The organism is Oleiharenicola lentus (assembly GCF_004118375.1).
Classification (GTDB): Bacteria; Verrucomicrobiota; Verrucomicrobiia; order Opitutales; family Opitutaceae; genus Lacunisphaera; species Lacunisphaera lenta.
Map to the genome: position 1 here is coordinate 2,917,296 of NZ_SDHX01000001.1, position 25,260 is coordinate 2,942,555.

The window sequence follows — 25,260 nt, forward strand, 5'->3', positions numbered from 1 at the left end:
GTTACTTGGCGGCGGAAGTGAAGTCCGGCGGGGGCAATTTGGCAAATTCAGACCGCAAGCGGCTGGCCCGCAGCACGTCGCGCTGATTGGGATCGAAGGAGCCCTTGGCCGCGTGCTGGACGTGGCCGGGCTGGCACTCGATGAACAGCCGGTCCACGACGGCCCGCTGGGTGTCGGCAAAGACGCCGAAGTCGATGCCGAGCCGGATGAGCGACAGCAGGTTCATGGCCTCGCCCGAGTTGAGCAGGTGGCCGTTCTGGAGGATGCCGAACGCGCGGCCGATCTTGTCGAAGAGCTTGTTCGGGTCGGTCTCGATCAGCTTCTCGCGGGCATTCAGTTCCTGCTCGATGATGGTGTTCAGCACGCCGTGCAGGTGCTTGATGATCTCCTCCTCGCTTTCGCCGAGCGTCGTCTGGTTGGAAATCTGGAAGATGCTACCGCTCGCGTCGGAGCCCTCGCCGAACAGGCCGCGCACGGCCATGCCGAGCTGGTTCACGGCTCGCACGACCTTCTCCATCTGGCTGGAGATGACCAGCGCCGGCAGGTGCATCATCGCCGAGGCGCGGATGCCGGTGCCGAGGTTGGTGGGGCAGGCGGAGAGGTAGCCAAGGTTGGGCGAGAAAGCGAAGTCGAGGTGCTCCTCCAGGTCGGAGTCGAGTGCGTTGATCGTGTTCCAGACCTTTTTGAACTGGAAGCCGGCGCGGAGGACCTGGATGCGCAGGTGGTCCTCCTCATTGACCATGACGACACAGGACTGGTCCTTGCTGATGACGATGCCCGAGCCGGATTTGGCGTGGCAAAGCTCGCGACTGATCAGATGGCGCTCCACCAAGATCTGCTTTTGCAGCTCGTCGAGACTCTCCACGGGAATCGCGAGGCCACGCTTCATCTGCGGCAAGGCGGCGACGGCCTGCATGCATTGGTCGCGAATCTCCTTCTTCTGCGCCTCACGGGCCCAGCCGGGGAACGGCTGGGCGGCGAGATTGCGCGCGAGGCGGATCCGCGTCATCAACACGACGGCGCTCTTGCTGGCGGCGGTGTCGGTCAGCTCGGAGGGAGAGTCGATGAGTTCGTTGATCTTCATTTGCCCGCCTCCTCCTTGCGTCCGGCGGCCTGGCGGACCTGCGTGATCTCGTCGCGGTAACGCGCGGCATCCTCGTAACGCTCGGCCTTGATGGCCTGGTCGAGCTCCGTCTCCAGCTGGGTGAGTCGCTCGTAGAGCGAGCGGCGCGTGACGGCCTTCTGCGGAATCTTGCCGGTATGGGCGCTGCCCTTGTGCATCGAGTCGAGCATCGGATCGAGCAGGCGGCTGAAGTGCGAGTAGCACTCCGGACAGCCAAAGCGGCCGGTCTTCTTGAAGTCCTGCTGCGTGAAGCCGCAGGCCGAGCACTTGGCGTCGCCGGCCGGCTCCGGGTTGAGCGAGGCCTTCAGCAACAGATCGGCCAGCGAGAAGCCGCTCGGATCGGTTACGCCCTTGGCCTGCGCGCACGCCTCGCAGAGGTCCACCTTGTGTATCTTGCTGTTAACAATCTGGGTGAGATGGACGGTCGCGGGCTTGGAGCAGAGGTCGCACTTGAGAGAGTTGGCCATGGAAAAAGGTTAAGGCAGGATAAGCGCCGCGGCCCGGAAACGCAAATGCGCCGGACTGGCCCTTCCTTCTGCAAAAACTGTGCCCGTTGCGCAGCCCGAAGCAAGCGCGGAGGCCGTCAGATGCGGGTGCCTTCGACCAGCACACGCTGACGGAAACCGACGAGCACCTGGGCCGTGATCGGACCGGGCTTGCCGGTGCCGATGACGCGGCCGTCGAGCTTCACCACCGGGATGACCTCGGCGCCGGTGCCGGTGAGGAAACATTCGTCAGCGCACCAGACATCGTAGCGAGTGAGGTTGGCCTCGCGGATGGTGACGCCAATGGCCTTGGCCACATCGAAGATCGTGCCACGAGTGATGCCCTTGAGCGCACCGGCGGTGGAGGCGGGGGTGATGATCTCACCCTTGGAGATGACGAAGATGTTGTCCGCCGTGCACTCGGCCACGTAGCCCTGCTGGTTCAGCATGATGGCCTCAAGCGCGCCGGCCTGCTTGGCCTCGATCTTGGCGAGGATGTTGTTGAGGTAATTGAGCGACTTCACGGTCGGCGGCAGCGCGTCGGGCGCGATGCGGCGGGTGGGCACCGTGACGATGCTCAGGCCGTTGTCGTAATACTCCTGCGGGTAGAGCGAGATCTTGCTGGCGATGATGAACGTCGTGGGATGCGCGCAGGACCAAGGTGCGAGGCCGAGATCGCCAACGCCGCGGGTCACCACGAGACGGATGTAGCCGTCCTGAAGCTGGTTGCGACGGCAGGTCTCGCAGACGGCCTCGGCCAGCTCGGCGCGGGACTGCGGGATGGTGAGCATGATGGCGCGGGCCGACAGCTCGAGGCGCTCGAGGTGTTCGTCGAGGCGGAACACGTTGCCGCCGTAGATGCGGATGCCCTCGAAGATTCCGTCGCCGTAAAGCAGGCCGTGATCGAAGACCGAAACCTTCGCATCGTTGGAGTCCACGTATTTGCCATCAAAGTAAACGACCATGGTGACCGGATGTGACCCCAAGCTATGACGCTTGTCGAGTCCCGGGATGGGAGAATGGGCTTGTATCCGCTCCTCCGACGGGAGACTGTGACGGCGCACGGGCCGCAAACCTCCAACCCCAGTAAGTATATGCGCCCGTATCGAGCCGTTCACGGCTTCACGCTCATCGAGTTGCTCACGGTTATTGCCATCATCGGCATCCTGGCAGCCCTGATATTCCCCACCATCGGAAAGGTCCGCGAGACCGCCCAACGCACGGTGGATGCCAACAACCTCCGCGAGGTCGTCAAAGCCGCGAGCATTTATGCCGCGGACAACAACGACCGGCTCCCCGACCCTGCGGTGATCGCCACCCAATACCCCAACCTGGGATCCGGTCCCTACGCATGGGCGGGCATCCTGGCACAACGTGGCATCGTTACCGACGCCGCGTTCTACTTCGCCAAGAACGACCCGTTCTACAGCGGCAGCGCCCCGGCCTCCGTCGTGCAACCCGCCAGCCCCACCACCATCGCCACCGATTTCGGCGCTCGCACCCTGAGCTTCGAATTCGTCGGCGGTCTGCGCATGGGCGACAGCGCCAACACGCCGGTGGCCTTCACCCGCGGACTGCAAACCTCGGGCGCATGGGACACCACGAGCGGAGCCTACAAGGACACCGGCGGCCACATCGCCTTCCTGGGGGGCAACATCCAGTTCTACCCCAACGTCAGCGCCACCGACACCCAGTTGACGCTCACCAACGGCACCAAGGGCGCGAACATCCGCCAAGCCATACCGGTATCGGCGCGCATCTATGCGACGACCCCGTCGGGTGGCACAACCATCGGATCGCTCACCGGCACGGCCGGTCTCGCGCCCTGAGTAGAACAGGCTTCTCCCAGTCCGGCCCGGCTGCCTCATGCAGCCGGGCTTTTTTCTTCCCCCCGGAGCAGGCGCGGCCCAGTCTGGCCGGACCACACCATGGCCCCCGCCAACCCCATTTACGTCATCGGCCACCGCAATCCCGACGCCGACTCCATTTGCTCGGCGATCGCCTATGCCGCCTTCAAGCAGGCGCGCGGGGAACATGGCTACCTGGCGGCCCGCTGCGGCAACTCCAACGCCCGCATCGATGCCATCCTCGAACGGTTCCACACCCCCCTGCCCCACTATCTGAGCGACGTCTATCCGCGCGTGCGCGATATGATGTCCTACGAGCCGCTGGTCGTGCACGAGGAGGCAACCTGCGCCGAGGCGCTCAGCCTGATCGACCGCCACGGCATCACCTACGTGCCGGTGGTTTCCGACCAAAACAAGGCCGTCGGCTCGCTGACCCTCGCCCAGCTCGGCCACTTTTTCATCCCCCGCCTCGACGAACCCCGCGCCATGCGGCAGGTCCGCACCAGCCTCGCGCGCATCGCCCGCACCCTGCAGGGCGCCGTGCTCCACACCGCCGAGGAGAACCGCATTGAGGACCTCTACGTCCGCATCGGCGCGATGGATGTCCGCACCTTCTGGTCCATCTCGGAACGCGAACAGATTTCCGCCGCCCAATCCTTGATCATCGTCGGCGACCGGCGCGACATCCAGCATCGCAGCATCGAGCTCGGCGTGCGCGCGCTGGTCATCACGGGAAGCCTCCCCGTTGACCCTGAAATCGTCTCCCTCGCCAAGGAGCGCGGCGTCGGCCTCATCTCCAGCCCGCACGACACCGCCACCACCGCCTGGTTCGTCCGCACCGCCTCGACCGTGGGCAAGCTGGCCGACCGTCGCTTCAATTCGCTCAACGCCGAGGCCCGAATCGCGGACGTGCGCCGGAAATTCTCCCAATTCTCCCCGCACGCCATGATGGTCACCGGCGAGGACAACCTGCTTCAGGGGATCCTCACCAAGTCCGACTTGCTCAAGCCCGTGCCCACGCGCCTCGTGCTCGTGGATCACAACGAGCTCACCCAGGCGGTGCCCGGCGCCGACGAGGTCGTCATCACCGAGATCCTCGACCACCACCGCCTCGGGCCGGTCGCCACCTCGCAGCCCATTCTGTTCATCAACGAGCCCGTCGGCTCCACCTGCACGATCGTCGCCGACCACTTCCGCCGGCATGGGATCGCACCTTCCGCCGACCTCGCGGGCATCATGATGTCGGGCCTCATCTCCGACACGCTGCTGCTGCAGAGCCCGACCTCCACGCCGAAGGACGCCGACGTGCTCAACTGGCTCCAAAGTCACGCCGACATCAAGGCGCAGGAACTCGCCCACCTCATCTTCAGCTCGGGCTCCGTCATTCTCGCCAACCCCGCCGACAAGGTCGTGCGCTCCGACTTCAAGGTCTATGCCGAGGAGGGCGTGCGCTTCGCCGTCTCCCAGGTCGAGGAACTCGGTTTCGACAACTTCTGGCAGCACGCCACGCAACTCTCCCAGGCGCTCGCCGATCTGCGCGCGACCGAGCGGCTGGCCTTCGCCGCCCTGCTGGTCACCGACATCAACACCCAGAACTCGCTCATGCTCGCCAAGGGCGACCCTGAGTTCATCCGCCGCATCTCCTATGCCCATGTGCAGCAGGACGAGATCTTCGACCTGCCCGGCGTCGTCAGCCGCAAGAAGCAGCTCATCCCCTACCTCACCGACGTGCTGAAGGCGATGAGCCACGACGACGTGTCACCCGGCACCCGCAACCGGAGCGGCGCGCCCTTTACGCGCTGAACCGCTTAGCCCCGGCGTGCGTAACCGGGGTTCCCGCCGGCCGTCTCGTTTTACGTTCTCCCAGCCCCACCCGCGCATGCGCCGCCTCCTTCTCCGTCTTGCCGCCCTGCCGTTTATCGCCGCCGGTGTCCTCGACGCCCAATCGGGCGCAGATCTTCCCGCCACCGAGCCGATCTTCGAGCTGCCCAAGCTCACCGTCAACGAGCCCGCCGACCTGCCTGAGTTGGAACGATGGCACCACACCCGGCTCGACTCGTTCGAAATCCTCGCCTGCGGAAACGAGCGCGACATCAAGCGCCTGCTCGTGGACTTTCAGAAGTTCCGGCAGGCGGTGAAACTCGTCTGGCCGGCGCCCATCAAGCCGCTCGCCGCCTCAACCTTGGTGCTCTGCGGTGAGAAGGGCCGTTACGATGCCTTCATCCCGAACAGTCTGAAAAACGCCGACGCGCCCCTGCCGAGTCTCTTCCTGCGCAATCGCGAGCAGATCGCCATCGTCGTGGATCTTGAGACCACCCGGATGAGCATCCTTGATCCGATGGCGACGCTCAACGCCGCCTCCTCCGCGGCCGAGTATGAAGTGGACCACTACCGCCAACTCTACCGCGAATACATCCACTACCTGCTGAGCCAGTCCGAAGCCCGCATCCCTGCCTGGCTCAAGGAAGGTCTCGCCCAGATCATCATGGACGTGGAACTGAATGACCGTCGCCTGATCTACGGCAAAATCGACACCTTTAAGGGCGATGTCTCCGGCGTTTCCCCGCTCGAACCCGGCGAGGATGCCGATGCCGCCGCTCCCACCGCCGTCGTGGGCGAGCGTCCGTTCAACGCCGTGCTGCAGTTCCGCCGGCTCATGCCGCTGGACGAATTCTTCGCCGTCAGCGAAGACTCCGAAATCGCCCGCACTCCCCTGGGCAACAACCTCTGGGCCAAGCAGGCCTACGCCTTCGTCCACTACTGCATGTTTGGCGCGAATCTCCGCCACAAGGAAGCGCTGGTCACCTTCGTCGGCCGCCTCGTGCAGGAGCCGCTCAGCGAGGAGCTGTTCAAAGAATGCTTCAAGACGGGCTACAAGGGCATGGTCGAGGAGCTCAACGGCTACCTCCGCCACACCCGCCACAAATACCAGCAATACAACCTGCAGGCCGGCGACCGCCTCACCACGGCCGACATCGAGCTCACCGTGGCCTCCGCCACCCAGGTCGGACTGATCAAGGGCGACACGCTCCAGCTGGCCGGCCACCCCGAGGCCGCCTACACCGAATATCGCAACACCTATCGCCGCGGCAGTCGCGAGCCCGCGCTGCTCGCCGGCCTTTCCGCCACCGTGCCCAACCCCGAGATGGCCGCCAAGTTCGCCGACGAGGCAATCAAGGCCGGTGTCACGCGGCCCTCCGCCTTCGTCCGCCAGGCCCGCAACCGCCTCGCCGCCTTCCGCGCCGACCCGGGCCCAGACGGCAAGCTTACCCAGCAACAGCTCGCCGCGGTGCTTGGCCCCCTCTTCAAGGCCCGCAGTTTACCGCCTCCCATACCCGAACTATACGAGACCATCGCCGAGGCCTGGGCCGCCAGTTCCATTGCCCCAAAACCCGAGCACCTCGCCGTGCTCGACGAAGGCGTGCGGCGCTTCCCCCGCAATAGCGCCCTGCTTCACCAGACCGCCCTGCTTTACCACCGCATCGGCGCGGCGGACACCGCCGCCGCCATTGCGCGTCTCGGCCTGCGTTTCGCTGCCGACGAAGCCACCAAAGCCCAGTTCAACAGCCTCCTGTCGCTCCTGCCGGCCGGCGCCGGACTGAAGTAGTTCCCACGGAAAGCCCCCGATAGCTTGATCGAATGTAGCAACAAGGGTCGGCCCTTGGGCCGACCTCATGCACGAGGACGGCGCAGTCAACGCCCCTGCACGGCAACCCAGCCGGAAAACCAAAGGCCCCGACCGATCCCAACTGCGCCATTGCCTTGCCGGGGCGGTTGGCCCTTTCATGGGTGCGAATGTCCGTCGAGAACACCACTCCCGCGCCTGCGCCCAGCGATTTCATCCGCGATATCGTCGCCGGCCACGTTGCCGAAAAACGCTACGCCAAGATCGTCACGCGTTTCCCGCCCGAGCCCAACGGCTACCTGCACATCGGCCACGCCAAATCCATCTGCCTGAACTTCGGCATCGCCCGCGAGCACAACGGCCAGTGCAACCTGCGCTTCGACGACACCAATCCCGTCAAGGAGGATGTCGAATACGTGCAGTCCATCACCACCGACGTGCAGTGGCTCGTTGCCGGCTGGGCCGACCACTGCCTCGGCTTCAAGCCCAAGGGCGCGCATCCGGCCAAGGTCACCAGCAACGGCCAGCCGGATTACTACCTCGGACCGGTCGCACCCGGCGCCGACAGCGAGGCATTTTTCGCGAGCGACTATTTCGACCAGCTCTACGAATACGCCCTCGAACTCATCCGCCGCGGCAAGGCCTACGTCTGCGACCTGAGCCCCGAAGACACCGAGAAATACCGCGGCGCGCCCGACCGCCCGGGTCAGGACAGTCCCTTCCGCAACCGCTCCGTCGCCGAGAACCTCGACCTGTTCCAGCGGATGAAGGCCGGCGAGTTCCCCGACGGCGCGCGCTCGCTGCGCAGCAAGATCGACATGGCCTCGCCCAACATGTGGCTGCGCGACCCGCTCCTCTACCGCATCCGCCACGTCGCCCATCACCACGCCGGCGACAAGTGGTGCATCTACCCGCTCTACGACTATGCCCACTGCCTGAGCGATTACCTTGAGGGGATCACACACTCCATCTGCACCCTCGAGTTCGTGGACCACCGCCCGCTCTACGACTGGGTGCTCGATTCCCTCGGCCTGCCCCGCGCCCTTCCGCACCAATACGAATTCGCGAAACTCAACCTCGCCTACACCCTCGTGTCGAAGCGCAAGCTCCTCCAGCTCGTCAACGAGAAGGTCGTGACCGGCTGGGACGACCCGCGCATGCCCACGATTTCCGGCCTGCGTCGCCGCGGCATCCCCGCCAGCGCGCTCCGCACCTTCGTCACCGGCGTTGGCGTCACCAAGTTTGATTCCCTCACCGAGGCCGCCGTCTTCGAAAACGCTGTCCGCAACGACCTCAACGCCACGGCCGCCCGCCGGCTGGCCGTGCTCAAGCCCATCAAGATCGTGCTGACCAACCTCCAGCCCGGCGAGGTCGTCGAGTGCACCGCCACCAACAACCCGCAGGACGAAAATCCCACGACGCGCCCGGTCGCGCTCACGCGCGAGGTCTTCATCGAGTCCGACGATTTCGCCGAGGTCCCGCCGCCGAAGTATTTCCGCCTGAAACCCGGCGGCGAGGTGCGCCTGAAATACGCCTGCATCATCAAGCTCGACGAAATCGTGAAGGACGCCACCGGCACCATCACCGAGCTCCGTTGCACGGCCCAGCTCGACACCCGTTCCGGCCAGCCCAACGCCGACAAGAAGGTCAAGGGCACCATTCACTGGGTCAGCGCCTCGCACTGCATCGAAGCCGAGGTCCGTCTCTACGACCGTTTGTTCACGGTGGCCGAGCCCGCCGCGCAGGAGGACTTCCTCAAGGTCGTGAACCCGAAGTCGCTCGAGATCGTGACCGCCAGGCTCGAGACCTCCCTCGCCACCGCCAAGCCCGCCGACCGCTTCCAGTTCGAGCGCCTCGGCTACTTCGCCTTGGACAAGGATTCAGCCCCCGACTCGCGCCTGATTTTCAACCGCACCATCACGCTCAAGGACACCTGGGCGAAATAGCCCGCCATGGACCCCAGCCCGGCTCCCCGTTCCGCGCCCCCGGACACCTCGGAAACCGGTTACGATCTCCGACAGCGCATCGGCGCGGGTCTGGGGGCCGTTCTTTTCGCGGCCATGCTATTTTTGCCGCCGCTCGGGACGCTGGACGCCGCCGCCACCAAGGTCGCCCTGCTCACGGCCCTGATGGCCGTGTTGTGGGTGACCGAGGCCGCGCCCATCCCGGCCACCGCGTTGCTGCCGCTGGTCCTGCTGCCCCTGCTCGGCATCGCGCCTATCCGGCAGGCCGCCACGCCCTACGCCGATCCCGTCATCTACCTTTTCATGGGCGGCTTCATGCTCGCGCTGGCGATGGAGCGCTGCCGCCTGCACCTGCGGCTCGCACTCGCGATCATCGCCACCGTCGGCACGAACCCGCGCTCGCTTGTCCTGGGTTTCCTGTGCGCCGGTGCGTTCATCAGCATGTGGACAAGCAACTCCGCCACGGCGATGATGCTCCTGCCCATCGGCGTCAGCGTTTACTCCCTCCTGCAATCTTCCTCCGCCGTTCGATCCGGTGCAGGTGAGACCGGTGCCGCCCTGGTCCTGGCCATCGCGTATGGATCCAACATCGGCGGCATGGGCACGCTCATCGGCACGCCGCCCAATGCCGTGCTCAAGGCCTACCTCGAACGCTCACACGGGATCAGCATCGGCTTCGGCCAGTGGATGATGCTGGGCGTGCCTCTGATCCTGCTCGCCCTGCCCGTGGCGTGGCTGATCCTCACCCGCCTCAGTTTCCGCGTGCCCGCGAGTGGTTCGGCCGGCGTGCGCGATGAAATTGCCTCCGCCCGCGCCAAACTCGGGCCGCTGAGCCGGGCGGAATGGACGGTCGCCGGTGCCTTCGTGCTCGCGGTCACGCTCTGGATCAGCCGCGAGTTCTGGAAGGGAATCCCGCCGCTCGGCCCGCTGCTCACCGATGAGGTCATCGCCATGGGCACGGCGCTCCTCCTGTTTTTCATCCCGGCCGGACGCGGCCAAGGGTTCGTGCTGAGCTGGTCCGACATGAGGAAGCTGCCCTGGGACGTGCTTATCCTGTTCGGCGGCGGCCTGAGCCTCGCCGCTGCACTGGAAAAAACGGGCCTCGTGCTCGCGCTCGCCCAGGCCCTCGAGGGCATGAACGGCTGGCCACCGCTGGCGGTCGTATTTCTTGTGACCCTGGTCATGATTTTCGCCACGGCGCTCACCAGCAACACGGCCACCGCCACGGCATTTTTGCCGGTCACCGGTGCACTGGCGCTCGCCGTCGGCCAGCCGGCGCTGTTGCTGTGCGTGCCCGTCGCCCTGGCCGCGAGTGCCGACTTCATGCTGCCCGTCGGCACCCCGCCCAACGCCATCGCCTACGGCTCGGGCCTCGTGCCGCTGCCCCGCATGGTGCGCGCCGGTCTTTGGATGAACCTCACTTTCGCGCTTCTGCTGCCTGTGCTCATGTGGACGCTCGGCCGCTGGGTATTCAAACTTTGACCAGCCGCCAGCGGCTTCCCGGCCAGACCGGATTTTGCAGCTGAACCGGCTTCAGACCATGGGAGCGGGCTTGCCGACGCGTTTGGACTTTCAACACCTCGGGCAAGCTCGCCTCCACAGGCTGTCCGCCAAACACCTCAGGCCTGCAAGCGCACGAGCAGGTCCTTGCTTTCGACGGTGTCGCCGACGGACGCGAGGACCTCTTTCACCATGCCGGTGGCGGAGGCGTAGAGCGTGGTCTGCATTTTCATGGCCTCGAGCGTGAGCAGCTTGTCGCCCTTGGTGACCTTGGCGCCGACACTGACGGCGAGCGCGGTGACCAGGCCCGGAATCGGCGCGCCGATCTGGAGCGCGTCGGCCGGATCAGCCTTGGTGCGAACCTTGGCGGGAGTGGCCACTGACCTGTCGGCGACGCGGGTTTCGCGCGGACGGCCGTTCAGCTCGAAGTTCAGCGTGCGGAAGCCGTCGCGGTCCACTTCGCTGACGTTGATGAGTTTGATGAAGAGCGTCTTGCCCTCCTCGATCTCGACCGTGATTTCCTCGCCGACGGACAGCCCGTAGAGAAATGCCCGCGTAGGCACGGCGCTGACGTCGCCGTAGGTAACTTGGAACTTCGCGAAGTCGGCGAACACCTCGGGATACATCAGGTGGCTGTAGAGCGCCGCGTCGCCGACCTCGATCTTGAGCTTCTTGTGCAGCGCCTCCTTTTCCTTTTCGAGGTCGACGGGCGGCAGGTTTGCACCGGGACGTCCGCGCCGAGGCTGGCGGGCGCCGAGCACGACTTTCTGCAGCTTCTTGGGCCAGCCACCGGGAGGCTGGCCGAGTTCGCCGGCCAGCATGTCCACGACCGAGGCCGGGAACGGCATCGAGCCGGGCTCCAGGTTGACCACGTCGGCGGTCTTGATGCCGCGTGAGACGAGGAAGAGAGCCATGTCACCGACCACCTTGGACGAGGGCGTGACCTTCACGATGTCGCCGAACAGCAGATTCACCTCGGCGTAGGTGCGCACGACCTCGGGCCAGCGGGCGCCGAGACCCATCGAGGCGGCCTGCTCCTTGAGATTGGTGTATTGGCCGCCGGGCATCTCGTGCTGGTAAACCTCGGCGCTGCCGGCCCGGGGAGCCGAGTCGAACGGCGCGTAGAGGTCGCGCACCTGTTCCCAGTAACCGGAGAATTCGTTGAGCGTGTCGAGGTTCAACCCTGTGTCGCGCTTGGTGTGGGCGAGCGCGGCGACGATCGAGTTGAGGTTGGGCTGGCTGGTCGAGCCCGACATCGAGGCGAGCGCGAGGTCCACGACGTCCACGCCTGCGTCCACCGCGGCAATGACCGAGGCCGAGGCGATGCCGCTGGTGTCGTGCGTATGGAAATGGATCGGCAGACCGACCTCCTCGCGCAGGGTTTTCACCAACTTCGCCGCGGCGTAGGGCCTGCACAGACCGGCCATGTCCTTGATCGCGAGCAGGTGGGCGCCGCGCTTCTCAAGGTCCTTCGCCATCTGCACGTAGTATTTGAGCGAGTATTTGTCGCGCTTCGGGTCGAGCAGGTCGCCGGTGTAGCAGACCGCCGCCTCCGCGAGCGCGTTCGTCTCCAGCACGGCGTCGAGGGCCACGTAGAGGTTGGGCAGGTAGTTGAGCGAGTCGAAGACGCGGAAAAGGTCCACGCCGGCCGCGGCCGCGTGCTTCACGTAGCCGCGCACGACGTTGTCGGGATAGAAGCTGTAGCCGACAGCGTTGGCGCCGCGCAGCAGCATCTGGAACAGGATGTTTGGCACGCGGGAGCGCAGTGCGGACAGACGCTCGTAGGGATCCTCGCGCAGGAAGCGCATCGAGGTGTCGAAGGTCGCGCCGCCCCAGCACTCGAGGCTAAAGAGGTTCGGCGTGCGGCGGGCGACGGCATCGGCCACGCGGAGCATGTCGTAAGTGCGCACGCGGGCCGCCATGAGCGACTGATGGGCATCGCGCATGGTCGTGTCGGTGACGAGCAGGCGCTTCTCGGCCCGCACCCACTGGGCGAACTTCTTCGGCCCGAGTTTCTGCAGAAGCTGGCGCGAACCGGCCGGCGGCGGCAGTTCGGGCGGGAACGACGGCGCCGCGGGCTGCGTGGGCACCTTGGCCGGGCGACGGCCTTTCACATGCGGGTTGCCGTTGACGACAATGTCGCCGAGGAAGGCCAGCACCTTGGTCGCGCGGTCGCGGCGCTGCTTGAACTCGAAGAGCCCAGGGTTGTGGTCAATGAACCCGGTGGTGACCGCGCCGGACTTGAAGTCGGTATGCGTGATCACGTTCTCGAGGAACGGGATGTTGGTCTTCACCCCGCGGATGCGGAATTCCTTCAGCGCACGGTCCATGCGCTGGAGTGCGATGCCCCATTTAGGACCAAAGGCGGTCAGTTTCACCAACAGTGAATCATAGAACGGCGTGATGACGCTGCCCGTGTCGCCCATCGCGCCGTCGAGGCGGATGCCGAGCCCGGCGGCGCTGCGGTAGCTGACGATCTTGCCGTAGTCGGGCGTGAACTTGTTCGCCGGATCCTCCGTCGTGATACGGGCCTGCACCGCGTAGCCGATGCGAGGCACCTCGGCCTGCACCGGCAGGTCCAGCTCCGGGCCGTGCAGGGTGTGGCCCTGCGCGATGAGGATCTGCGAACGCACGATGTCCACGCCGGTGACGATCTCCGTCACCGTGTGCTCCACCTGGATGCGCGGGTTCATCTCGATGAAATACCACTCCGCCGGGTTGTCGGCGTTGACGAGGTATTCGAGCGTGCCGGCGTTGTCGTAACGGATCTCCTTGGCCAGCCGCACGGCCGACTCGCAGAGCTCCTTGCGCACCTGCTCAGGCAGGCCATAGGAAGGCGCGATCTCGATGACCTTCTGGTGACGGCGCTGGACGGAGCAGTCGCGTTCGTGGAGATGGAGGACGTTGCCGTGGCGGTCGCCGATCACCTGCACCTCAATGTGCTTGGCGCGCGGGAGGAACTTCTCGAGGAAGACGGCCGGGTTGCCGAAGGCCGTGGCGGCCTCGCCCTGCGCCTCGTCGAGGCGGGCGCGCAAGTCCTCCTCCTTGTGCACGACGCGCATGCCGCGTCCGCCACCACCGAAGGCCGCCTTGATAATGAGCGGGAAACCGATCTTGCGCGCGAGCTTCATGGCCTCGGCCGGGTCACTCACCGGTTCCTCGGTGCCGGGCAGCACAGGCACGCTGAGTTTCTGGGCGAGCGCGCGGGCGGCGGTCTTGTCGCCCATCATGTCGAGCAGCTCAGGCCGCGGACCGACGAAGGTAATGCCCGCATAGGCACAGGCGCGCGCGAAGGCGGCGTTCTCCGACAGGAAGCCGTAGCCCGGGTGGATGTGCGTCACGCCCTTGGCCTTGGCCAGCGCCACGATGCCGGGGATGTCGAGGTAAGCCGCGACCGGGCCCTTGCCCGCGCCGATCAGGTAGGCCTCATCGGCCTTGAAACGGTGCACGCCGAGGCGGTCCTCGTGGGCATAGATGGCAACGGTCGGGATGCCGAGTTCGGTGGCGGCGCGGAAGACGCGGATGGCGATCTCGCTCCGGTTGGCAACAAGCAGCTTGGTCATGCGTGGGGTAGAAAGCTGCCTGCACAAAGGCGGGCGCGGCGGACGGCGTCAACTTTGCAGAGGTTGCCGGACAGTCCTAATTTGAAACCGCCGACGCCTGGCCCGGAAACCGGCTTCACATCCGGCGGGCATCGTGCAGCAATGGCGGCGTGTCACCCCGCTTCCTGCTTGTCCTGCTGATCTTCGTCAGCGTTGCGCGCCTCGGCGCGACCACCGACTGGCCCGATGCCGATGGCGTCCGTTTCCAGGGCGAACCGGCCGCGATCTTTGGCTCGCTCGCGCTGTTTCGCACCACCGACCCGGTGCTCAAGCGCGTGCCGCTGCGCGCGCTCTCAATCGAGGAATGTCAGCGTTTCCACCAAGTCCTGGCCAGCCGTCCGGCCCGCGCGACCCGTTGGTCGGAAGCGCAGAGCGCGGCGACCCGCGAACTCAACGGCGCCTTGAAACGCCTCGAATACCAATATCGCCGCATGATCCCGGCCGACCTCTCGGACCGGCCCGAGCCTGAGCTGCTCGTCGTCATCTACGGCTACCACGGCGACTCAGGCACCTGGATGCTCTCGAACAATCTCGTGCCGATCCATAACCGGCTGCAAAACGTCTATCCCGGTCTCACGGCCACGGTCTTCTATGGCATGTGGCACAACGAGCAGGAGCATGAGCGGGTCACCATCCAGTCTTGGACTCCGTGGCTGGTCACCGATTTCAAACGTCAGGCGGAGATGCCCACCCTCACCCGCCGGGCTCCGCCGGACGGCTCGGCCATGGTCGTCATGACGCGTGACGGCGACCTGCTGCTGTGGGCCCGTCCGCTCAACCTTGCGGCCATCCGGAAGTTTATCGACGACCTATCCGATCTGGTCTGGGCCGCCAGCCCGCTCAACAGCCGCGCCTGGACCGATCGGGCGCACTACGGCCGCGCCGTGCGCTCCCTTGCCTACGCCAGCACCGACACCGGCCCCGAGCTCATTGGCAATCCCCTCCGCGCCGACGGGCTGCGCCAGCGCGGCGTCGGTCGCGTCACCGCAAAGCTCGAAATCGACGCCGAGGGCAAGGTTACCGCCGCCACCCTGCAACCCGACGCCGCCGTGCCCGCGAAACTGGCCGGCCCGCTCACGGACGCGCTGAAACGCGCCATGTTCCTGCCCGCCATGAACGGGGGCCAAGCCGTCGCCTCCACCAGCGATTACGTGCTCGAGGTCCCGCCCGCCACTCCGCAGGCCGACGCCGACCTCGCATGGCTCGACCGCAGCATCCGGGGCGAAGTGCCGTTGCTGGCCTGGAAAACCCTCGGGCCGATCCCGGTCAACGAACAGGAGTTCAGCGAAATCGAAAGCGTCGGTCCCGACGGGCGGGTCGTGTTGCGTGCCTTCGAGGTCTCTGACCGGCGCGTTTCCCGTGCCTCGCAGGAGAGCGCGTTCAACAGTGATTTCTTCGGCGAGACCGGCGCCGCGAACGTTGTGCCCGTGGACGGACAGGCCCAGATCGTGGACGGCAAGGCCTATGCCTGGAAGGCGATCCAGTCGCAGAACGGCTATGTCAACCTGCAGGAAGGCATCTACCCGCGGCCGGAATACTGCGTCGGCTACGCGTGGACCGAGATCGAGGTCTCGGCCGACACCCAGGCCTGGCTTGGCATCGGCAGTGACGACGGCCTGAAGGTCTGGCACAACGGCGAACTCGTAAACGACCGCTGGACGCGCCGCATCAGCCGCATCGACGACGACATCGTGCCGCTGCGCCTGAAGGCCGGCAAAAACCACCTTTTGATCAAGATCCAGAATGTCGCCGGCGACTGGAGCTTCGTCACCCGCCTGCGCTTCCGCGACCGATGACCACGCCCCACCAATCCAAGGACCCGCTGCACGGAGTCACCCTCGAGAAAATCCTCACGGAACTCGAAGCCGCCTACGGCTGGGCCGAACTGGGGCGGCGTGTGCGCATCCGCTGCTTCAATTTTGAGCCGAGCATCGGCTCCAGCCTGAAGTTCCTGCGCCGCACCCCCTGGGCGCGACAGGAGGTTGAGGCGCTCTATCGCGAGCACCTGAGCCGCCGGTCCTGACATGCTCAAGTCCCGCCAACCGCCCGCCGCCCGCCTACCCCACCGTTACGAATGGCTGTGGGAGCCGCTCGCCGACGACGCGACCTTTGTGCTGCGTTCCATGTTTGGCGCCCGAGCCGTGTATCTGGACGGCAAGATGGTGCTCTGCTTCAGCGCCGGCGAAGAGCCTTGGCGTGGCGTGCTGGTTTGCACGAGCCACGAACGCCAAGCGGCCCTGCAGACGGAGTTCGCTGCCCTCACACCACACCCGATCCTGCCGAAATGGCTCTACCTGCCCGAAACGGCCGATGCCTTTGAGGCGACCGCCACCAAGCTCGTTGCCTTGGCCCGTCGGCGTGACCCGCGGATCGGCATCACGCCGCAGCCCCGAAAGCGGAAGAAACCCTCCACCAAGCTCAGACTGAAAAGGTGAGCGTGGTGGGTGGCTCGGGATGGAACCGGGGCGCCCTCGCCCCGGGAATTGGGACCCGACCTGGCGGTAACCCGGACTTTCCGAAATCGCGCCGCCCGCAGCTTCACGGCTCCCGCGCTGTGCGTCCGCCGTCGTGCAGGACGGAACGCGTGGCCGGTTGCGAGGACTCGGAGGAAGCCGGCGGACTGTAGCTGGGCGGCGGCGTGTAACTGGGAGCCGGCGGAGAATAGGAACGGCTCTCCGTCGCGGTGGACGATTGCGACGATGGCGGCGGCGAATAATCGCGCCCACGGTTCGAAGAATTGTCCCCCGAGGTGCTGCGGTCGCGATGGAAATCTGAACGCGTGGCCGGTCGGTTCGAACCGGAGTTCGATGACGGAGAGTAAGTGCTGCCCGTGTTTTGCGCATCCGACCGGTTGTCGCGATCGCGCCAGTTCGGGCGGGTGCCACCGTTGTTCGAGGTCTGATTGCCGCGATCACGTCCCCGGTTGTCGTTGTCCCGGTTGTTGCCGCTCCAGCGGGTGCGATCGCCCTGGGAAGGCACGTAGGAAGGCTTCAGCGCGCCATTGGGCCGGCCGTCGGTGGTCGGCGGATCGCGATCCGGCCGATGATCCGGCCGGCGGTCCGGATGCCGCCAGTTGCCGGTGTAGTGCGGATACGTCCACGACGGATAATAGCTGCCATAGCCGTAGTAGGGATCGTCGTAGTAGCGGAAAGTGAAGGCATTGAAACCGAACCACCCGAAAGGCGAATAATCATAGGAATAGCGCGGATAGAGCGGATAGGAGGTGCTGGGATAGGACGCCACCATCCGGACCTCCGCCTCCGGGAAGCGCGAGTAACGCACGACCACCCATTCATCCTTCGGCTGCCCCGCCTCCTCGGCCAGATTGATCTTCAGGTAGTAGTCGCCGCTGCCGGTCTGACCCTCGCGGTTGAGGTATTCAATGGCCTTGGCCCGCAGGTAGGCCATCTCCCGGTCGCTAAACGTGCGCTTGGTGGAGGTCTCGACAATTTCGAAGTCGTCGGCAGCTTGGCGGCGGTAGGCCGAGGACTGACTGGCGCAGCCGGCGAAAAGGCCGACGAGGCTGAGGACGAGGACCATCGCGCCGAGGCGGACGCAGGTTTTCATGGGGAAGGGTTGGGGTGAAAAGGCCATCTTTGGGACCGGTCCCGCCTCACCCGGTTCCGCCGCAGCGCAGATTTGGCATGTATTTTCCATCTGCTTTGTGGCTGATTGGGGCCTTTGACCGCCATGCCGCCCGATCTGAACGCCGTCCGCTCCTACCTGCTCGCCCTGCAGGACTCGATCTGCGCCGCCCTGGAAATGGAGGACGGCCGCGCCCGCTTCAGGGAAGATGCCTGGACCCGCGCCGAAGGCGGCGGCGGCCGTTCACGGGTGCTCAGCGAGGGCGCGGTGTTCGAGAAGGCCGGTGTCGGCTTCTCCCACGTTTCCGGCGCCTCGCTGCCCCCCTCCGCCACCGCCAGCCGCCCTGAACTCGCCGGCAAAGCCTTTCATGCCCTAGGCGTATCCTTGGTGATCCATCCGCGCAACCCCTACGTCCCCACGTCGCACATGAACGTGCGCTTCTTTACGACGGCAGCGGCGGCGAACCAAGGTGGACCAATCGAAAATCAAAAATCAAAAATCGAAAATCCGACCTGGTGGTTCGGCGGCGGCTTTGACCTCACGCCCTATTACGGCTTCGCAGAGGACTGCGTTCACTGGCATCGCACCGCGCAGGCTGCGACCGGGGAGCACTACCCGCGCTTCAAGAAGTGGTGCGACGATTACTTCTACCTCAAACACCGCGCCGAGCCGCGCGGCGTGGGCGGCGTGTTCTTCGACGATTTCAACGCCCCGGGCTTCGAGGCGAGTTTCTCGCTCATGCGGGCGGTCGGCGACGCCTTCATCCCCGCCTACCTGCCCATCGTGAAAAAGCGCAAAGCCACGCCGCACGGCGAACGTGAGCGCGACTTCCAGCTTTACCGCCGCGGCCGCTACGTGGAGTTCAACCTCGTCTGGGACCGCGGCACGCACTTCGGCCTGCAGAGCGGCGGACGCACCGAATCCATCCTCATGTCCCTGCCTCCGCTCGTCGCCTGGCGCTACGACTGGAAACCCGACGCCGGCACGCCGGAGGCCCGGCTCTACGACGTGTTCCTCCAACCGCGCAACTGGGCGGATGAATAGCCACGAAAAGGCACGAGAATACACGAAAACAAACCATTCCTTTTCGTGGCTTTTTGCGCCTTTTTGTGGCCAATAACCTCATGACCAGTCGCGAACGATTCCTCGCCGCCACCGCCTGCCAACCGCTCGACCGCCCGCCCGTCTGGGTGATGCGCCAGGCCGGCCGCTACCTGCCCGAATACCGCGCCCTGAAGGGCAAGCACTCCTTCGTCGAAATGGTGCGAACGCCCGAACTCGCCGCCGAGGTCACGCTCCAACCGCTCCGCCGCTTCGCGCTCGATGCGGCCATCATCTTCTCCGACATCCTCGTGATCCCCGAGGCGCTCGGACAGAAATACCAGTTCCGCGAGGGCGGCGGCATCGGCATGGAATTCCGCCTGGAAACCCGCGCGCAGCTCGACCGGCTCGACCCGACGGGCGTGCAGTTCCGCCTCGATTACGTGGGCAAGGCCCTGGCGCGCGTGAAGGCCGAGCTCAAAGGCGAGCGCGCCCTGCTCGGCTTCGGCGGCTCCCCGTGGACGCTCGCCACCTACATGGTCGAGGGCGGCAGCTCCGACGATTACGTCCGCATCAAGGAGCTGTTCTACACCGACCGGCCGTTCTTCGACGCGCTGATGGAAAAACTCACCGCCGCGCTCATCGAGTATTTCCAGATGCAGATCCGCTGCGGCGCCGACGCCATCCAGCTCTTCGACTCGTGGGGCGGTATCATCGCGGGGCAGGATTACGAGGCCGCCTCGCTCCGCTGGATGCGCGCGATCATCGCGGCCCTGCCGAAGGATTTCCCGATCATCCTCTACGCCAAGGGCGTCAACTCCCAGCTCACCGACCTCGCCTTCAGCGGCGCGCGTGTGCTCGGCGTGGACTGGACGGCCGATCTGTCCGTCGTGCGCCGCCTCGTGCCGGCCAACATCGCCTTGCAGGGCAATCTCGACCCGGTGCTGATGAACACCACGCCCGACATCGTGCGTCGCGAGACCACCCGCCTGCTCGAATCCCTGCGCGGCGCCCCTGGCCACATCCTCAACCTCGGCCATGGCATCATGCCCCAGGCCAAGATCGAGTGCATGGAAGCCCTCGTGGACACGGTCACCCGCTGGAAATGACCCGTATCGGCGCAACCATGGCCAAGATTTGCGCAGTCCCCGGGTCATGGTTTGAGTATCCTCGGAGCTAATCCGATGTCCGACGCAACTTCCACGCACGTTGCCATCGTCGGGGCCGGCATCACCGGCCTCACGGCGGCGTTCCACCTCGCCCGGCGCGGCTGCCGCGTCACCGTCTTCGAAAAGGGCCCCCAGCCCGGCGGTTCCATCCGCTCCACCGCCGAAGAGGGCTGGCTCTACGAGTCCGGCCCCAACTCCCTCCAATACGGCAAGGACATCAAGCAGCTGGTCTCAGACCTCGGATTGGAATCGTCCGTCGTGCCCGCCAACCCGCTCGCTAAGCGCCGTTTCGTCGTCCGCGGCGGCAAGTTCGTGCAGGTGCCATCCTCGCCGCCGGCCTTCCTCAAGACGTCGCTTTTCGGCCTGCGCACCAAGCTCTCGTTGCCGCTGGAAATGTTCAGCCGCCCGCGCGTGCGCACCACCGACCTCAGCCTCGCCGAACTCGTCCGCTCGCACTTCACGCAGGAACTCGTGGACTACGCGGTCAACCCGCTCGTCGCGGGCATCTACGCGGGCGATCCGGAGAAACTTTCGGTTCGCCATTCCTTCCGCATGCTCTGGGAGGCCGAACGCTCGCACGGCTCGCTGATCCGCGGCATGATGGCCGGCGCCAAGGCCCGCAAGGCCGCCGGCGAAGGCGGCATCCCGCCCATCGTTTCTTTCACCGGGGGGCTTCAGACGCTCACCGACACCCTCGCCGCGAAACTCCCGGCCGGCTCGCTCAAGCTCAACGCCGCGGTCGAAACCCTGCTCCCCGGCCAGCCGCACCGCCTCGTTTGGAAACAGGACGGCCAGACCCAGTCCGGCGAGTTCGACGCCGTCGTGCTGGCCGCGCCGGCCGGCGCGCTGGCCCAGCTCACTATCGGCACGCTCGGCGAGCGCCCGCTCGCTTCGCTGGAAAACATCCCCCACCCGCCCGTCAGTTCGCTGTTCCTCGGCTACCGTCGCGACCAGGTCGCACATCCGCTCGACGGCTTTGGCGGACTCGTGCCCGCGGTTGAGCGTCGCAACGTGCTGGGCATCCTGTTTTCCTCAACCCTCTTCCCCAACCGTGCCCCCGACGGCCACGTTGCGCTCACCGTCTTCATCGGCGGTATGCGCCAGCCCGAATTGGCGCGGTTGACGTCGTCGGAACTGCTCGCCAAGATCGACCAGGATTTGCGCGATCTGGCCGGCGTCAGCGGCGCGCCCGTGTTTCTCCGTCATACCTTTTGGCCGCGCGCCATCCCGCAATACGTCCTCGGCTACGAACGCTGGCAGGAGCAGTTCACCGCCCTGGAGAACCGCCACGCCCGCCTTTTCATCGGCGGCAACGCCCGCGACGGGATCTCCGTGCCGGATTGCGTGAAATCGGGGCTGCGGCTGGCGGAGCGAGCCTTGGACAAGTAACAAGTAGCAAGTTTCCAAGTATCAAGGGGCTGTAGCGTCCTGATACCTGATACTTGATACTTGATACTTTGTAGCCCCGGAGTAGCGTCCGGCGCTTTTCTTTCCATGGCCCAAGACCTGAAAAATTCCCTGCTGCTTCCGAAGACGGATTTCCCCATGCGGGCGGACCTCGTCAAACGCGAGCCGGGCCGGGTCGCCCACTGGGAAAAGCTGGGCCTTTACGACAAAATCCAGGCCAAACGCGCCGGGAAACCCGCCTTTGTCCTCCACGACGGCCCCCCGTTCACCAACGGCGACGTTCACATCGGCACCGCGCTCAACAAGTCGCTCAAGGATTTCGTCAACCGCTACAAGTCCATGCGCGGCTTCCGCACGCCCTACGTGCCCGGTTGGGACTGCCACGGCCTGCCCATCGAGCAGAAGGTCAGCCGCGAGATCAAGGACCAGAACCTCACGCTCACGACCGCCGAGATGCGCGCGAAGTGCGACGAGTTTTCCGAAGGCTGGATCGCCAAGCAGAAGAGCCAGTTCAAACGCATCGGCGTGCTCGCCGACTGGGCGAACGAATACAAGACCAAGGCCCCGGCCTTCGAGGCTGACATCCTTCGCACTTTCGCCGCCTTCGTTGAACAGGGTCTCGTCTATCGCAGCAAGAAGCCTGTTTACTGGAGCATCCCCTTCGAGACCGCCCTCGCCGAGGCCGAGATCGAATACAAGGACCACACCTCTGTCGCCATCTGGGTGAAGTTCGCCGTGCCCGCCGCCGAGGCTGCGAAGTTCGGCCTGCCGACGGACAAGCCGCTCTCCATCGTCATTTGGACGACCACGCCTTGGACGATTCCCGCCAACCTCGCGATCGCGCTGCATCCGGAGGTGGAATACGCCGTCGCCGACCTCGGTGCCGAACGCATCATCGTCGCCTCGGCGTTGCTTGGCTCCGTCGCCTCTGCGGCGAAGATCGAGCCGCAGCCGTCGGTCGTGCAAACCGTCGCTGGCGCCAAACTCGAGAAGCTCGCGGCCCGCCACCCCTTAATTGACCGCGCCTCGCCCGTCGTGCTCGCGGACTACGTCACGACCGACAGCGGCACCGGCGCCGTCCACACCGCCCCCGGCCACGGTGCGGAGGATTATCAGACCGGCCTGAAGAACGGCCTCGAGGTTTACTGCCCGGTTGGCGACGACGGCAAATACCTCAACGACGGCCGCGTCCCCGCCGACCTCGTCGGCCTGACCACGCTCGAAACCGTCGAGGACCTCGCCGCCAAGAAGCCCTCGCCCGCCAATCTCGCCGTCCTCAAGAAGCTCGCCGAGGCCAACGCGCTCCTCGCCAAGGCCAAATACCAGCACAGCTACCCGCATTGCTGGCGCTCGAAGACCCCGATCATTTTCCGCGCGGTGGACCAGTGGTTCGTCTCCTTGGACAAGGCCGGCCACCGCCAGATCGCCCTATCTGAAATTGCCAAGATCGCGGCCAACCAGGGTTGGATTCCCGCTTGGGGCGAGGCCCGCATCCGCGGCGCCGTCGAGTCGCGGCCCGACTGGTGCATCAGCCGGCAACGCTCGTGGGGCGTGCCGATCATCGCCTTCTACGGCCCTGACAAACAAGCCTACCTTGACGCCGGGGTTGTCCGCGCCGTGGCCGACAAGATCGCCGCCAAGGGCACCAATTTCTGGTATGACGCCTCCGCCGCCGAGATTCTTGACGGTGTAAAGCTCCCCGCCGGCTGGCCCGCCGCGACCGAACTCACCTGCGGCCGCGACACTCTCGACGTGTGGATCGATTCCGGCTCCACCCAGGCTGCCGTGCTCAAGCGGGGTCAGGGCGGCACCTCCTGGCCGGCCGACCTCTACCTCGAGGGCAGCGACCAGCACCGCGGCTGGTTCCAGTCCTCCCTCTGGAACAGCGTCATCGCCTCGGGCGCCGCGCCCTACAAAGCCGTTCTCACCCACGGGTTCATCGTGGACAAGAACCGCCAGAAGATTTCCAAGAGCTCGACCTACCAAAAGCCCCAGACCGCCGACGCCTACATCGCGCAGCACGGCGCCGACGTCATCCGCCTCTGGATCGCCTCGCAGGACTTCCGCGACGACATCCCCGTGGACGACGAGATACTGAAGAACGTCGGGGAGGCCTACCGTCTTTTCCGCAACACCTTCCGGTTCCAGCTCTCCAATCTGTTCGACTTCGACGCCGCGCAGCACGCCGTCCCGGTCGCAGCGATGGACGCCCTCGACCGCTGGGCCCTGCACCAAACGGCTACGCTAATTACCGAGTGCACCAAGGCCTACGACGCCTACGAGTTCCACCGCGTCTATCAGCTCTGCAACCAGTTCTGCTCGGTCACCCTGTCGGCCGTCTATCACGACATCCTGAAGGACCGCCTCTACACCCTCGGCGCCGCCCATCCGCTCCGCCGCTCGTCGCAGACCGCCATCGCCGCGATCTTCGAGGCACTGGTCAAGCTGCTCGCCCCCTTCCTCACTTTCACCGCCGACGAGGCTTGGAGCTTCGCCAAGACCGGCAAGGAATACTCCGACGACTCCATCCACCTGCAGGACTGGCCGCTAGCGCCATCTGAATGGACCAACCCGTCGCTCGCCGCCGAGTTCGATCAGCTGCTGAAGCTGCGCGCCAAGGCCACCGAGACTCTCGAACCGCTCCGCCAGGCCGGCTCGATCGGCAAGTCATTGGACGCTATTGTCACGATTCATCGGCAATCAGCCAATCCTACCCCTGATTCGGCACTCCTCGAAAAATACCTCTCCAAATTGCCTGAACTTTTCATCGTTTCTGATGTTTTGCTCTCCGAGACGACGAATCCCAATCTTGGCGAGTTAACCATCACAACTGCCACCGAGGCGGGCCTCACCCGCTGCCCGCGCTGCTGGCGCTGGGTCCCGAAAATCGTCTCCACCCCGCACGGAGAGGTTTGCCCTCGCTGTGCGGAAGCCCTTAACTCCTGACCCGTTTTACCGATTATGGCCACGAGCAAGAAAACCACCGCCAAGAAGAAGCCTGTCGCAGCCAAACCGGCCCCGGCCAAAAAGCCCGCCGCCAAAGCCGCCCCGGCCAAACCGACCGCACCCGCCAAGGCCCCCGCGCCGGCGTCCGCTCCCGCCAAATCCACGTCCAAAGCACCCATGTCGTCCGCTGACATCAAGCGCAAGCTCCTCGAACGCAAACCCGCCACGTCCACCCGCGCCATCGCGTTCTCCCTCGATGAGGTGCGCGAGATCGCGCAGAAGAACGAGAAGCAGCTCGAGTCCTCGGCCAAGACCAGCAAGGCCGCCACGCAGGCCAAGACCAAGGCGCACGACCTCGCCCAGCTCGAGAAGCCGCACAAGCCGCACCATGTGAAAACCGCCTCGTTGTCGGACATCCTCGGCTTCAACCCGGCCAAGGGCAAGAAGGCGCCGACCGCCATGGTGGACGAGTCCGAGGTGCCCGAAAAATTCCGCCGCTATTACCGACTCCTGCTCGAATTGCGCAGCCATGTGCTCCAGCAGCTCGGCGAACACACCGAGGAGACCCTGCTCAAGTCGTCCAAGGACGACTCCGGCGACCTCTCTGGCTACGGCCAGCACATGGCCGACGCCGGCACCGACACCTTCGACCGCGACTTCGCCCTGTCTCTCGTCTCCAACGAGCAGGAGGCCCTCGCCGAAATCGAGGCCGCCATCAAGCGCGTCCACGCCGGCACCTACGGCATCTGCGAGGCCACCCAGAAGCCCATCGCCAAGGAGCGCCTGCTCGCCGTGCCTTTCACCCGCTACTCCACCGAGGCCAAGAAACAGGTTGAGCGCCACTCTCACCGCGCCATCCAGCGCGGCGGTCTTTTCGGCGACGGCACCGACGAGGAAGGCGGCAAGATCGCCGACGACAGCGGCGGCGACGAAGAATGATATATTTTTTGATTTTGGATTTCGGAT

At 65.5% G+C, this 25,260-nt stretch carries 18 protein-coding genes; 13 read left to right on the top strand and 5 right to left on the bottom strand.

Features of this window, described 5'->3' with window-relative positions; translation table 11 throughout:
* Position 1 precedes the first annotated feature (1 nt).
* From ESB00_RS11980 to ilvE, 3 genes are all read right to left on the bottom strand, one after another.
* Positions 2 to 1,084: a protein arginine kinase gene (locus ESB00_RS11980; RefSeq protein WP_129047917.1), complete on the bottom strand. Its 1,083-nt coding sequence runs from the start codon at positions 1,082 to 1,084 to the stop codon at positions 2 to 4.
* Positions 1,081 to 1,590, bottom strand: a complete 510-nt coding sequence (locus tag ESB00_RS11985; protein ID WP_129047918.1) for a UvrB/UvrC motif-containing protein — start codon at positions 1,588 to 1,590, stop codon at positions 1,081 to 1,083. Before ESB00_RS11985 ends, ESB00_RS11980 begins: the two co-directional genes overlap by 4 nt.
* A 116-nt stretch (positions 1,591 to 1,706) precedes the next feature.
* Entirely contained in the window at positions 1,707 to 2,573 is an 867-nt protein-coding gene (gene ilvE, locus ESB00_RS11990) for a branched-chain-amino-acid transaminase (protein ID WP_129047919.1), read from the bottom strand.
* A gap of 129 nt (positions 2,574 to 2,702) precedes the next feature.
* Here ilvE and ESB00_RS11995 point away from each other — a divergent pair, with 129 nt between their 5' ends.
* The 5 genes from ESB00_RS11995 to ESB00_RS12015 all read left to right on the top strand — a co-directional run bounded on the left by ESB00_RS11995 (position 2,703) and on the right by ESB00_RS12015 (position 10,526).
* Entirely contained in the window at positions 2,703 to 3,437 is a 735-nt protein-coding gene (locus tag ESB00_RS11995; RefSeq protein ID WP_129047920.1) for a type II secretion system protein, read from the top strand.
* 99 nt (positions 3,438 to 3,536) lie between these two features.
* Positions 3,537 to 5,258, top strand: coding sequence for a putative manganese-dependent inorganic diphosphatase (locus ESB00_RS12000; RefSeq protein WP_129047921.1), 1,722 nt, complete (start codon positions 3,537 to 3,539; stop codon positions 5,256 to 5,258).
* 76 nt (positions 5,259 to 5,334) lie between these two features.
* Positions 5,335 to 7,062 carry a hypothetical protein gene (locus ESB00_RS12005; protein ID WP_129047922.1) on the top strand — a complete coding sequence of 576 codons (1,728 nt, stop codon included), beginning with the start codon at positions 5,335 to 5,337 and terminating at the stop codon, positions 7,060 to 7,062.
* Positions 7,063 to 7,250: 188 nt separating this feature from the next.
* Positions 7,251 to 9,026 (top strand): glutamine--tRNA ligase, encoded by a 1,776-nt coding sequence (gene glnS / locus ESB00_RS12010; protein WP_129047923.1) that lies wholly within the window; start codon positions 7,251 to 7,253, stop codon positions 9,024 to 9,026.
* 6 nt (positions 9,027 to 9,032) lie between these two features.
* On the top strand, positions 9,033 to 10,526 hold the full coding sequence (locus tag ESB00_RS12015) for an SLC13 family permease (protein WP_129047924.1): 1,494 nt from the start codon (positions 9,033 to 9,035) through the stop codon (positions 10,524 to 10,526).
* 137 nt (positions 10,527 to 10,663) lie between these two features.
* Here ESB00_RS12015 and ESB00_RS12020 read toward each other — a convergent pair whose 3' ends face one another.
* Positions 10,664 to 14,107, bottom strand: coding sequence for a pyruvate carboxylase (locus ESB00_RS12020; protein WP_129047925.1), 3,444 nt, complete (start codon positions 14,105 to 14,107; stop codon positions 10,664 to 10,666).
* A 149-nt stretch (positions 14,108 to 14,256) separates the two neighbouring features.
* On the opposite strand from ESB00_RS12020, the gene ESB00_RS12025 reads away from it, so the two are divergent.
* From ESB00_RS12025 to ESB00_RS12035, 3 genes are read left to right on the top strand one after another with little or no spacing between them, the layout of a single operon-like run.
* Positions 14,257 to 15,942: an energy transducer TonB gene (locus ESB00_RS12025; protein ID WP_129047926.1), complete on the top strand. Its 1,686-nt coding sequence runs from the start codon at positions 14,257 to 14,259 to the stop codon at positions 15,940 to 15,942.
* A complete protein-coding gene (locus ESB00_RS12030) occupies positions 15,939 to 16,169 on the top strand; it encodes a VF530 family protein (RefSeq protein WP_129047927.1) in 231 nt (76 codons plus the stop codon). The genes ESB00_RS12025 and ESB00_RS12030 overlap by 4 nt, the downstream gene beginning before the upstream one ends.
* Position 16,170: 1 nt before the next feature.
* Positions 16,171 to 16,581 carry a hypothetical protein gene (locus ESB00_RS12035; RefSeq protein WP_129047928.1) on the top strand — a complete coding sequence of 137 codons (411 nt, stop codon included), beginning with the start codon at positions 16,171 to 16,173 and terminating at the stop codon, positions 16,579 to 16,581.
* 103 nt (positions 16,582 to 16,684) lie between these two features.
* Here the strand turns inward: ESB00_RS12035 and ESB00_RS12040 are convergent, their stop codons facing one another.
* Positions 16,685 to 17,713, bottom strand: coding sequence for a hypothetical protein (locus ESB00_RS12040; protein ID WP_129047929.1), 1,029 nt, complete (start codon positions 17,711 to 17,713; stop codon positions 16,685 to 16,687).
* 123 nt (positions 17,714 to 17,836) lie between these two features.
* Here ESB00_RS12040 and hemF point away from each other — a divergent pair, with 123 nt between their 5' ends.
* From hemF to ESB00_RS12065, 5 genes are all read left to right on the top strand, one after another.
* Positions 17,837 to 18,775 (top strand): oxygen-dependent coproporphyrinogen oxidase, encoded by a 939-nt coding sequence (hemF, locus tag ESB00_RS12045; protein WP_129047930.1) that lies wholly within the window; start codon positions 17,837 to 17,839, stop codon positions 18,773 to 18,775.
* 80 nt (positions 18,776 to 18,855) lie between these two features.
* The gene (gene hemE, locus ESB00_RS12050; protein WP_129047931.1) at positions 18,856 to 19,881 is read left to right on the top strand and encodes a uroporphyrinogen decarboxylase; all 1,026 of its coding nucleotides are present in this window, start codon (positions 18,856 to 18,858) and stop codon (positions 19,879 to 19,881) included.
* 75 nt (positions 19,882 to 19,956) lie between these two features.
* Entirely contained in the window at positions 19,957 to 21,330 is a 1,374-nt protein-coding gene (gene hemG, locus ESB00_RS12055) for a protoporphyrinogen oxidase (RefSeq protein ID WP_129047932.1), read from the top strand.
* Between the two features lie 105 nt (positions 21,331 to 21,435).
* Positions 21,436 to 24,294, top strand: a complete 2,859-nt coding sequence (ileS, locus tag ESB00_RS12060) for an isoleucine--tRNA ligase (RefSeq protein WP_129047933.1) — start codon at positions 21,436 to 21,438, stop codon at positions 24,292 to 24,294.
* Between the two features lie 15 nt (positions 24,295 to 24,309).
* Entirely contained in the window at positions 24,310 to 25,233 is a 924-nt protein-coding gene (locus tag ESB00_RS12065) for a TraR/DksA family transcriptional regulator (RefSeq protein ID WP_129047934.1), read from the top strand.
* Positions 25,234 to 25,260: the final 27 nt, after the last annotated feature.

Coding starts and splice junctions, on each gene's coding strand:
- ESB00_RS12020 (WP_129047925.1), bottom strand. CDS start 14,107: ATGACCAAGCTGCTTGTTGCCAACCGGAGCGAGATCGCCATCCGCGTC.
- ESB00_RS11980 (WP_129047917.1), bottom strand. CDS start 1,084: ATGAAGATCAACGAACTCATCGACTCTCCCTCCGAGCTGACCGACACC.
- glnS (WP_129047923.1), top strand. CDS start 7,251: ATGTCCGTCGAGAACACCACTCCCGCGCCTGCGCCCAGCGATTTCATC.
- ESB00_RS12015 (WP_129047924.1), top strand. CDS start 9,033: ATGGACCCCAGCCCGGCTCCCCGTTCCGCGCCCCCGGACACCTCGGAA.
- ESB00_RS12000 (WP_129047921.1), top strand. CDS start 3,537: ATGGCCCCCGCCAACCCCATTTACGTCATCGGCCACCGCAATCCCGAC.
- ESB00_RS12035 (WP_129047928.1), top strand. CDS start 16,171: ATGCTCAAGTCCCGCCAACCGCCCGCCGCCCGCCTACCCCACCGTTAC.
- ESB00_RS11985 (WP_129047918.1), bottom strand. CDS start 1,590: ATGGCCAACTCTCTCAAGTGCGACCTCTGCTCCAAGCCCGCGACCGTC.
- ilvE (WP_129047919.1), bottom strand. CDS start 2,573: ATGGTCGTTTACTTTGATGGCAAATACGTGGACTCCAACGATGCGAAG.
- ESB00_RS11995 (WP_129047920.1), top strand. CDS start 2,703: ATGCGCCCGTATCGAGCCGTTCACGGCTTCACGCTCATCGAGTTGCTC.
- ESB00_RS12005 (WP_129047922.1), top strand. CDS start 5,335: ATGCGCCGCCTCCTTCTCCGTCTTGCCGCCCTGCCGTTTATCGCCGCC.
- ileS (WP_129047933.1), top strand. CDS start 21,436: ATGGCCCAAGACCTGAAAAATTCCCTGCTGCTTCCGAAGACGGATTTC.
- ESB00_RS12030 (WP_129047927.1), top strand. CDS start 15,939: ATGACCACGCCCCACCAATCCAAGGACCCGCTGCACGGAGTCACCCTC.
- hemG (WP_129047932.1), top strand. CDS start 19,957: ATGTCCGACGCAACTTCCACGCACGTTGCCATCGTCGGGGCCGGCATC.
- ESB00_RS12065 (WP_129047934.1), top strand. CDS start 24,310: ATGGCCACGAGCAAGAAAACCACCGCCAAGAAGAAGCCTGTCGCAGCC.
- hemE (WP_129047931.1), top strand. CDS start 18,856: ATGACCAGTCGCGAACGATTCCTCGCCGCCACCGCCTGCCAACCGCTC.
- hemF (WP_129047930.1), top strand. CDS start 17,837: ATGCCGCCCGATCTGAACGCCGTCCGCTCCTACCTGCTCGCCCTGCAG.
- ESB00_RS12040 (WP_129047929.1), bottom strand. CDS start 17,713: ATGAAAACCTGCGTCCGCCTCGGCGCGATGGTCCTCGTCCTCAGCCTC.